Annotated in this window: 8 protein-coding genes; 5 read left to right on the forward strand and 3 right to left on the reverse strand. The window is 55.7% G+C overall.

Annotation, left to right across the window (positions count from 1 at the left end; all coding sequences use genetic code 11):
- Positions 1 to 151 precede the first annotated feature (151 nt).
- The 5 genes from PHD76_03070 to PHD76_03090 all read left to right on the forward strand — a co-directional run bounded on the left by PHD76_03070 (position 152) and on the right by PHD76_03090 (position 2,038).
- Positions 152 to 553: an ACT domain-containing protein gene (locus tag PHD76_03070; protein MDD5260808.1), complete on the forward strand. Its 402-nt coding sequence runs from the start codon at positions 152 to 154 to the stop codon at positions 551 to 553.
- A 158-nt stretch (positions 554 to 711) separates the two neighbouring features.
- Positions 712 to 1,173: a septal ring lytic transglycosylase RlpA family protein gene (locus PHD76_03075; GenBank protein ID MDD5260809.1), complete on the forward strand. Its 462-nt coding sequence runs from the start codon at positions 712 to 714 to the stop codon at positions 1,171 to 1,173.
- A 37-nt stretch (positions 1,174 to 1,210) separates the two neighbouring features.
- The gene (locus PHD76_03080) at positions 1,211 to 1,444 is read left to right on the forward strand and encodes a hypothetical protein (protein ID MDD5260810.1); all 234 of its coding nucleotides are present in this window, start codon (positions 1,211 to 1,213) and stop codon (positions 1,442 to 1,444) included.
- Between the two features lie 58 nt (positions 1,445 to 1,502).
- Positions 1,503 to 1,859: a hypothetical protein gene (locus PHD76_03085; protein ID MDD5260811.1), complete on the forward strand. Its 357-nt coding sequence runs from the start codon at positions 1,503 to 1,505 to the stop codon at positions 1,857 to 1,859.
- Positions 1,860 to 1,870: 11 nt separating this feature from the next.
- Entirely contained in the window at positions 1,871 to 2,038 is a 168-nt protein-coding gene (locus tag PHD76_03090; GenBank protein MDD5260812.1) for a hypothetical protein, read from the forward strand.
- A gap of 21 nt (positions 2,039 to 2,059) precedes the next feature.
- Here PHD76_03090 and PHD76_03095 read toward each other — a convergent pair whose 3' ends face one another.
- From PHD76_03095 to PHD76_03105, 3 genes are all read right to left on the reverse strand, one after another.
- Positions 2,060 to 4,798 carry an ATP-binding protein gene (locus PHD76_03095; protein ID MDD5260813.1) on the reverse strand — a complete coding sequence of 913 codons (2,739 nt, stop codon included), beginning with the start codon at positions 4,796 to 4,798 and terminating at the stop codon, positions 2,060 to 2,062.
- 232 nt (positions 4,799 to 5,030) lie between these two features.
- The gene (lnt, locus tag PHD76_03100; protein ID MDD5260814.1) at positions 5,031 to 6,623 is read right to left on the reverse strand and encodes an apolipoprotein N-acyltransferase; all 1,593 of its coding nucleotides are present in this window, start codon (positions 6,621 to 6,623) and stop codon (positions 5,031 to 5,033) included.
- A gap of 13 nt (positions 6,624 to 6,636) precedes the next feature.
- Positions 6,637 to 9,744, reverse strand: a complete 3,108-nt coding sequence (locus PHD76_03105; protein ID MDD5260815.1) for a thiamine pyrophosphate-dependent enzyme — start codon at positions 9,742 to 9,744, stop codon at positions 6,637 to 6,639.
- Positions 9,745 to 9,856 lie beyond the last annotated feature (112 nt).

The raw sequence follows: 9,856 nt of genomic DNA on the forward strand, positions 1-9,856 counted from the left end.
TGGAAAGACAAGCCATGATTTTTCGACGCGATCCATGTGGCTATATTGATGCTGGCTTTCATCCGCGTTTATCCTTGTCCCGCCGGAAATCACTTGCGCGCAACCTGAAACGAAGTACTGTCAACATTTGGTTCCAATCCATCAAGCCCCTATGCATATCGTCACCCAACTGGCCTTGTTTGTCGCAAACAAACCCGGCACGCTCGCGTCCGTCTGCAAGGTACTGGCCCAGTCGAACATCAATATTTACGCCATCAGCACCTCGGACACCATCGACCATTCCGTGGTCCGCCTGGTTGTGGACGATCCCAAGAAAGCCATGAAAGTCTTTGAAAACCACGGCACCCTCGTGGTCGAAACCGATGTGCTGATGATTGACGGGAACAACAAACCGGGTTCCCTGCAAATCATCGCGGAAAAATTGAGCGCTGCGCGCATCAACATCGAATACGCCTACCTTGCCACAAGCCCCGACGCCAAACGCGGCCTCCTTATTTTGCGGCCTTCCAATACGGCCAAAGCCCTGAAAGTCCTGAATACCCGGGGCAAATAAAAAAGTTTTCACTTTTACTTCTGAATTCAACATTCTGCATTCTTCATTTTGCTCAACGTACTTTGCGATCTTCCTGTAAAAAATGTGTTCTGCTTTTCTTGCGGCTTTGCGTTAAAAATCTGCGTCTATCCGCGTGTATCTGCGGTTAAAAAATTCTTATGAACAAGGCCGGAATTTACAGGCCCTTGCAGCACCCGGCCTTCCTTCTCTTCCTGCTGCTGCTCGCACTCGCCCTCGCGGTGAGCCGGAATTCGCGCGGCCCATTCACCATGACCGCGTCCTGGTACGGCCCCACGTTCCAGGGAAAAATCACCGCATCCGGGGAGCCTTTTGACATGTATGCCATGACCGCCGCGCACAAATCCCTGCCCCTCGGAACCGTGTTAAAAGTCACCTGGCCCAAAACCGGAAAAAGCGCTGTGGTGACGATCAACGACCGTGGGCCGTATGTTTGGGGACGTGACCTCGATTTGTCCTATGCTGCGGCCGAGCAATTGGGGTGTGTGCAGGAAGGTGTTGTCAGGGTGAAAGCCGAGTGGATCAGGCATGACAGCCGCTATGACCGGCATCTTCGCACGGAACCAAACCCGGCCTCAGGAGCCACATTGCAAGCTCCTTAGGATTGACAAATACCCGGTAGCGTGGGATGCCCCACACATGAAAACCGCTGTCGCGGACCAAAAGCGCAGAATCGTACTTCCCGGCGTCTCTCCCGGCGATGTGCTCTCCATCCAACAAACCGAGCCCGGGCACTTCGAGCTGTCGATCCTGATTCCAACGCCCAAAAAATCGCCTCCAACACCATCTCAAGTGAGACGCCTGAAGAATGACCATGCCCTCACCCCCTCGCTGTCATGGAAACAGTTGCGTAAACTGACCCGCGAATCATGATTTTTCTGGATACGAATGTTTTGATTTATGCCTTTGACCCAAAGTCCCCATTTCATGAATGGCAAGGAGGGTTCTCAAACAGGCATTATCGGGAAAGGGTGGCGCGGTCAACCCGATCGTTCTTGCAGAGCTTTGTGTGGGTAACTCCCACTCGCATACCGTTCCGGAGCGGCTTGGAAAAATGGGGATTCACATGTTGGACTTGAAAGCGGAGGTCGCACCAGCCTGCGCAGCCGCTTATCGCCAGTATCTGGGGAGTCGGCGGAAAGGCGGCCCATCCTCGCCGAAGAAGACGCCGTTGCCCGATTTTTTTATCGGAGCGCATGCGTTGCTTCTGGGCTTGCGCCTGGCCACCGCAGACGCCGACCGCTACCGCATCTATTTTCCAGCATTGAAACTGCTTGTGCCCGCTTGAAGAAGGGGGAAATGACTGCCGCAGACTTGTCACGTCTTCTGGGCGTCGACCGCAGCCTCGGAGTCAGAATCCTGAATAAAGAACGGAATCTGACCATCAACCACATCAAGAAGCTGGCCGCGCGGTTCCAGGTGCCGATGGGAATATTCACTGCCAGAGTGCCGGCTTTGCTGAGATAAACCGGCGAGCGCCATCCTCGACTATGTTCTGGGTTTCGGCGCCTCGGCCGCATCCAATCTTTCACGCACAATTTGCGCAAGTTTTTGCGCCTCGAACGGCTTGGTGAGAAAGTTGGCGCCTTCTTTTAATGGAAAATCCTTGCCGACAACTTCCGCGCTGTAACCGCTCATGTAAATCACCTGCAGTTTTGGATTTTCCAGAAGGATGCTTTGGGCCAGATTTTTCCCGCTCATACCGTCTGGCATCACAAGATCGGTGAGCAACAAACGGATTTCTTCGTGATTTGCCTTCCAGACTTCCAATGCTTTCACGCCCGTAGGCGCTTCCAGAATCCGATAGCCCAGTTGCGAAAGCGCTTTTCGCACGGAAACGCGCAGCGACGGGTCATCTTCCACCAATAAAATCGTTTCATGGCCGCCACTCGTGATCGTCAAAGCCGATTGTAAGGATTTGGCACCTCCATTTTCAGGCAATTGCGGGAGATAAACCCGGAATGACGTTCCGTGATTCACTTCGCTATAGACGTTAATCCAGCCTTGATGTTGTTGGACGATGCCGAATACGGTCGCCAATCCAAGTCCAGTGCCTTTACCCACGTCTTTGGTGGTGAAGAAAGGCTCAAAAATCCTCGGGAGAATTTCGCGCGGTATGCCGCAGCCGCTGTCGCTGACATTCAAACAAACAAATGAACCCGTACGCGCCTGGGGCGATTGGGCAACGGCAAAATCGTCGAATTCCACGCCGGAAGTCTCGATGACAAGCTGCCCGCCATCAGGCATGGCATCCCGCGCATTCACGGCGAGATTCAACAGAATCTGATCCATCATGCCAGCGTCGGCGTGGACCAACATCGGCTCTGACGACAATTTAATCTGCATCCGAACATTTTCAGCGAGGATGCGATTCAACATTTTTGCCGTGCTGGTGACGGATTCATTCAAGTCAACATCACTCGGCTGAAACACTTCACGGCGGCTGAACAAAAGCAATTGGCGGGTGAGAGCGGCCGCGCGTTTGACGGTGATGCTGATTTCGTCCGCAAATTCCGCTTGCTCGGAGGACAGACTGCCACTGCGTTTCAGCAATGCAGACTGCATTTCAATGACTGCCAGTATGTTGTTGAAATCATGCGCCACGCCGCCGGCCAACTGGCCGATACCCTCCATTTTTTGCGACTGGCGGAATTGCTCCTCAATTTCCTGGCGCTTTCCCTCGGTAAAGAACAGGGAAACCACGTTGGCAATCGCGATGGCGAAAGTCTGTTCGTCCGCCGTCCACTGCCGCGCTGGGCCGGCGTGTTCACAACAAACAACCCCCGCCACGCTGCCAATGACGTGTATGGGCGAATCCAGCATGGATGAGATTCCATTGGGGCGAAGATAGGTTTCGGATAACTCCGCCGTGCGCGGGTCCCGATTGGCATCGTGGGCGGCGATAACGGCCCCGTCACCCAGTGCGCGGAAATAGGACGGAAAATCCGCCGCGCGCAACACCGCCCCGCTGGAATACGACCCCGGGCTCAATTCAAACAACGCCTGGCAGGCGATTCCTTGATTGTCCCGCTCATAACACCAGATGCTGACGCGTTCAACCCCAAGTGTCCTGGCCGCGATTTGAGTGACCTCGCGCCTGATATCTGCGGCGCCGTCGCGGCGCAAGGCGCAAACGCGCGTCAACTCCATCAGAGCGGCCTCTTGACGGGAATAACGTTCATTGGTTGCGCGCAAGTCTTCTTGCACCCGCTTGCGCTCGGTGATGTCCTGAACCAGCGATACGATGCGCTGTTCGCCGTCCAACTCAATCAACTCGGTATTGATTAATACGGTCTTGCTGCCACCGTCACGCATGCGGGCTTGCAATTCCAAATCACGCAATGTTTCGCCGGCAAGCAACGACTTGGCCTGATTGCGATCCGCCGCCGCACTCCAAAGCCCCAGTTCGACAGCATTGTGGCCGATCAATTCCTGCGGCGAGTATCCCGTGATCCGGCAAAAGCTTTCGTTGACCTCCAGATATTCCCCCGTTTCCATTTTCGTAATGGCAATGCCGCTGGGGTTTGATCGAAAGGCCTTTGAGAACTTTTCTTCGTTCTCCCGCAGTTTCCTCACCTCGTCACGGCGGATTGCAAAATTCACGATCAACACAACCGCGCTGATGGCGGCCAGCACAATCACGACCGCCTCACCCCAATACAGGTGGTGGATGCTGTTGTGCATGTAATTCGCGTAGATGATGCTGTTCTCGTGATTGTATTTGAGCAGCGCTTCGGCGGATCCAATCACAGCGACGTAAGCCGGAACCAGGCTGTTCTCAAGGAAGGCGGCGCTTCCATTCCGGTCACCGGCCACAATCAGCGACTCATAAGTCAGCCTCTGGCGGCGGTATTCCTCATACTGACTTGTCACCCGATCGAGCAGGGCTCGATCCTCCCCGGGGTTAATTTTTATTGTGGCATGGTATTGCTCAACAGCACTAGCGAAGGCCAAGTCAGAGTCATGCGCGATTTTAAGGCTCGCATCACGGGATTGTGCCGTCTGCGCGGAAGCCGCCACCATCACCCAACCAATACCGCGGGACATGGCCATCCGCATCTTGTGAGCGGCGATCGTCCCGGGCACTGTGTCCGTGACAATCAAATCGCTGCCACGCTGTACTTGCTGTCCGCTGAAGTAAGCGATCGCCGCCATGGCGAGGAACAATCCCACAATCGCAATGCCCGCCAACCGTATCTGCAGCGATGCGTCTTGCCGACTCTTCATATGACCGGGTTCATATTTTGATCCAACTGGTGTGTTAATATAAGACTGCCATGTATGTTATCTTTTGATTCTTGTTTTGTCCATTCGGAGTTTGAGTGGAGCCTTGACTAACCCGGATGTTTCGCACGCTGCTAAAAACCGCCGCAAAGTGTCCGAGCGCCAAAACGGGGCGGGAACAGGGGCGTAACGGACATCCGGGTTAATAGCCTGCATAGGCCCTGTGCGAGTCTTTCTACCGTTGAGCGACAGCACCAATACGTCGATCATCAAAATGGGCATGGAATATGCAGGCTAAAACAAGCGCCAAACTGAGCCAGACAATCCAGTCCCCCCAAAGCTCATAAAATGTTGTCCGAACGCGCGGGATGCCCAGATCCCCCTTCTTGTAGCCGGAAATATAGGTCGAACCCGTCGCGTCATCCTTCAATATATTCGTCACCACGCCCTTTTCCGAGATCGCGGCCGTAACCCCGGAATTTGTCACGCGCAGCATCGGCCTGCGATGCTCGATGGTCCGGAACACCGCGTTGGCCAGGTGCTGGCGGGATTGGGCCGAGCGGTTGAACCAGCCGTCATTGGTGATGTTGATGAACAAGTCCGGTTGTTGCCGTGCAAATGCGGTGGCCGCCTGCGGCAGCGCGTCTTCAAAACAAATCAAAGGAGCTATCTTCAGGGCTGGGCGGTTGAGGTACAGCAATGCGGCTTCCGTTCCCGGAGAAAAATCCATGCCCAGCGGCGTAAGCTTCCGGATGATCGGAAACACATCGGCCAGGGGCGTGTATTCGCCAAATATCACAAGATGGTTTTTGGAATAGATTCCGGGCCTGGCCACCCCCGGATTGAACAAAAAGGCGCTGTTATACACCTTGCCCCCCGCAAAATAATTGGACCCAAACAACCAGGACTCGCCGCGGTCAACCGTGAGCGACTTGAGCAGGTCGTTGAAACCAGGGTCGGCATAAATCTCCTCCGGCACCGGTGTTTCCGGCCAGATGACAAGATCGACCCGGCCTGATGCGCCCGGGTCCGACAATCCGGAGATGCTGAGCACCTGCAACTTGGCCATGGCTTCGCGCATGGAGACACCCCTGCCCCAGGGGTCCTGGGGCAGATTCGGCTGGATCGCCAGATAATGCAAAGTCACGGGATAGTCGGGTTTTTCGAGCACGACTTTGACTCCAAAAATAAAACTCAGTGCGGCCAGGCCCATGGCCAGTGTGAATTCCCAGCGGTTTTTGAGCGTCGGCTCGCGTTTGATCTCCTTCAACATGCGCGCAAGAGTCAGTGCGATGGAGAGGCTGACAAACGCCACAAGCCATGAAAGCAGCAGCACGCCGCCCAACTCCGCTATCTGGATGATGCCGATGACTTCATGCTGGGTCACACCCAGGTCATTCCAGGGGAACCCACTGAAAAGCCAGCCCCGGATCCATTCCAGAAGGACCCAGGCGGAAGCGCCGAACAAGGCTCGGCTGATGTTGAGCACGGATGTCAACCGGTGGCGCGCGCGCTGGACATACAACCACCATACGAGCGCCCAGAGCGCCGGATACAAGCCCAGATACAATGTGAGCGCAAACCAACCCAGTGTGGTGACCTCGTTGATCCAGAAAAGTGACGTCCCGAAATGAACCGCGCCTGACACATAACCCGCAACCAATGCCGCGCGCCAGGATCGCGCTCCATACATCAATCCAAGGGACATGGGCCCGAGGGCGATCCATCCGCACCAAGCCTGGGAAAACGGCGCGTAGCCGGCCGTCAAAAGCAGTCCGGAGGCAACGGCACAAAGCAGGACGATCCAGCGCGGCCGCGGCAAAATCATGGGCAGGAGATTGTTATCCGAGAATTTCAGGCACGGGCTTGAATTGCTCAAGCTGGTCGCGGATCTCATTGAGGAACGCGCCGGCATCACATCCGTTGATGACGCGGTGGTCGATGGTCAAAGCCAGTTTGACAAAGGATTTTGAGACCGGCTTTCCGTTGTCCATGACAACCTTTTCCTGGGCCGAATTGATCAGCAGCGTCGCGACAGACGGCGGCACTATCACCGGGATGCCGTCCGGAATGTTAAAGGTGGCCATGCTCGTGATGATCAACGACGCTGGCTGGCGGGCCTGATCCTGCCCCTGTCGCGCGAGGTTGATCTGCTCTTTCAGGCGGCGGTAAAAATCCTTCAACTTCAAATCGTTGGCGTTTTCCAGCACCGCCGTTGTCAGGTCCCCGGTTGCAAGCGAGACCGCACACCCCAAATGCACTTTTTTGTAAACGCGCAAAATCGTGTTGAGAGGCAGGGAACTGCGAAAGACGGAATGTTTTTCCACCGCGCGCGTCACACACCAGGCCACGAGGGTAAAGGTCGTGATATCGGACGTTTCGGGATTGTTTTTGTAGTACTCACGGGCGGCCCAGATCGCATCCCATGAGGCTTCCTGGAAAATGGTGGCCGGGACCGCAACCCGCGCCGCTCGGGCCATGCGGGTCGCAAGCAATTGCTGCTGGGGTGAAAGCACGATCTCGTCATACGTGTCTGTCGATTGCGGTTTGGGAAGGCGCTCATGGCTGGGCTGGTTCATGCGGGGTACCTTGGCGATGGTAGGTTGCGTCGTCACGACTTGTTTGGGAGCGGGCGCATGATGCTGAGCGGCAGAGTTTACTGCGGGCGTCTGGGCATCCGGTGATCCCTGCAAGTGGCCGATCACCGCGCCGATTCGCACCATGACATCCTCCGCCGTGCTCCAGGATTCCAAAACACCTTCATTGGGCGATTCGATATCCACGACCGCCTTGTCCGTTTCAACCTGGTAGATCAATTCGTCGCGCTTGATCGTGTCGCCCGGTTTTTTGAAAAACTTTAGAATCCGGGCTTCCTCCAGCCCCTCTCCAATCGCAGGAACACGAATGGGTGTCAGTCCGGATTTGCCATTGGCACCGTTCGATGAGGGAAATGCCTCCAGCATCCTCGCAGCCCGGGCTTCTCCGCCCTCTGAAATCGAGAGGATGGCATCCATGACCTGATGGGTTGAAGGCAGGCAGGTTTCCTCATAAATGGGATTATACCCCACGTGAATATCCTCGCGGGTCAAAAGCACAGGCGCTTTGCGCATCGAATCCCAAATATCATGCACCGATAATATTTCAGAAATAATCATCTGGCCGACGCTGCAACTGCGGTTGTCCTCCTGAACCACCAGCAAACGCCCCGTTTTCATGACGGATTCGATGACGGTCTCCCGGTCCCACGGCTGTATCGTCCGCAGGTCGATGACTTCAATCGATGCGATTCCCTCCAATTCCCCTGCCGCTTCCTCGACTTTTTCCAGGCAATTACCCCAGGAGACAACTGTCACGTCGCTGCCTTCCCGCTGGATCCTGGCTTTTCCAAATGGGACAGAGACGACTTCCGCGGGAACCTCCCGCTTCATCCGCAACAGATGCTTGGGCAACAGGAAAATCGTGGGGTCCTTGCTGCGCATGGCCGTATGCATCAGTCCCGCCGCATCTTCGGCGGTGTACGGCACCACGACGCGCAAGCCCGGGATGTGGGCAAAGGCGGATTCGTTCGACTGGCTGTGCCACGGCCCGCCGGCAGGCAGGTAAGCTCCATAGGGCGCATAAATCACCGCCGGGACATTCCAATCCCCAAAGGTCCGCCAGCGCAACGTGGCCAGGTTGTTCACCAGTTGATTCCATGCGGGACCGACAAAATCGATGAATTGCAGCTCGAATACCGGCCTCATTCCATAGGAAGCCAGGCCGCAGGCCACGCCCATGATCGTCGCTTCCGCCAGTGGTGAGTTATAAACCCGGTCCGGGAATTCGGTTGAAAGGCCGTTGGTCAGCTTGAAGACGCCGCCCATCGGATCCTGAATGTCCTCCCCGAAAAAAATGTAGCGCCGGTCCTGCTTCAAACCCTGCCGGAAAACATGGTTGACGGCATCCAGCATTCGCCAGGACTTGCCTTCCGTCTGGAACAGGGTCTCTTCGTTGAAATCCAATTCCTCGAAAAGTTGCTCGTAGGTTTCATGCGGTTGCGGGTCCGGTTCCAGTTCGGCCTTTTGATAGGCCTCCTCAACTTGCGCCGCCAGCTGCTTTTTCCTTTCGTCCCAATCCGCCGCAATAAGATGGCCCCCGGCGACCAGTTCCCTGACAAGCTGCTCGATGGGGTCACGCGCAACCATGGCCTCAATGGCCTCCGCCGGACGGTAAATCCTGTGATCGTCGCTGCTGGAGTGGCTCGACATGCGGTCCAATTCACCCCAGAGAATGACCGGCCCCTCGCCCGACCTCGCGCGCGAGATCGCCTGCTCGGATGCGTCATGCACCGCATCCACTTTGCGGGCGTCAAACCGCAGGACACGGCTGGCATCGAAAAGGTTTTTCCGCAAAGGGTTGGTTTCCAGAGTGCATGTGCTGATGCCAAACCCGTTGTCCTCCACCAAAAACACAATCGGCAGTTTCTTTTCCAGCGCAAAGGCCACGGCCTCATAAAATTCACCCTGCCGCATCCCGGAGTCCCCCACGCAGGCCAGGACGACACCGTTCTTCTTTTCCAACTGCATCCCCCACGCAACGCCCGCCGCAGGAAGCAAATTGCTGCCGGTTGGAGAAGCCATGCTCCAAATATTCCTGGAACGGTCGCTGAAATGCCCGGGCAATTGGCGTCCGCCGCTCGACGCGCCGCGCTTTGCGAGATAGCACAGGGCCAGACGCATGATTTTTGCCCCGCGCCCCAGGACCAGGGCCTTGTCCCGATAGTGCGGAAAAATGTAATCTTCCGGCCTCAAATTGGCGGCTATGGCCACCAAGGCTTCATGGCCCGTGCTGGATATCTGAAACCAGCCCTTGCCCTGCCTGGAAAGGATGCCTTCACGACGGTCCGCCTCACGGCTGAGAAACATCGTTTCCAGAAAGCCGATCTTATCTTTGACAGTAATGGAAGCCATGAATCCTAAAAAACTAGAGCGGCCTTGCCCTCTTGTTCAATTGTAATTCGTGATTAGTTTTGTTAATAAATCATGTAAAATAGTAATCTTGCTGTTTCTCACGGGTAGATCA

It is taken from the genome of Candidatus Methylacidiphilales bacterium, assembly GCA_028713655.1.
In the GTDB taxonomy this organism is placed as follows: domain Bacteria; phylum Verrucomicrobiota; class Verrucomicrobiia; order Methylacidiphilales; family JAAUTS01; genus JAQTNW01.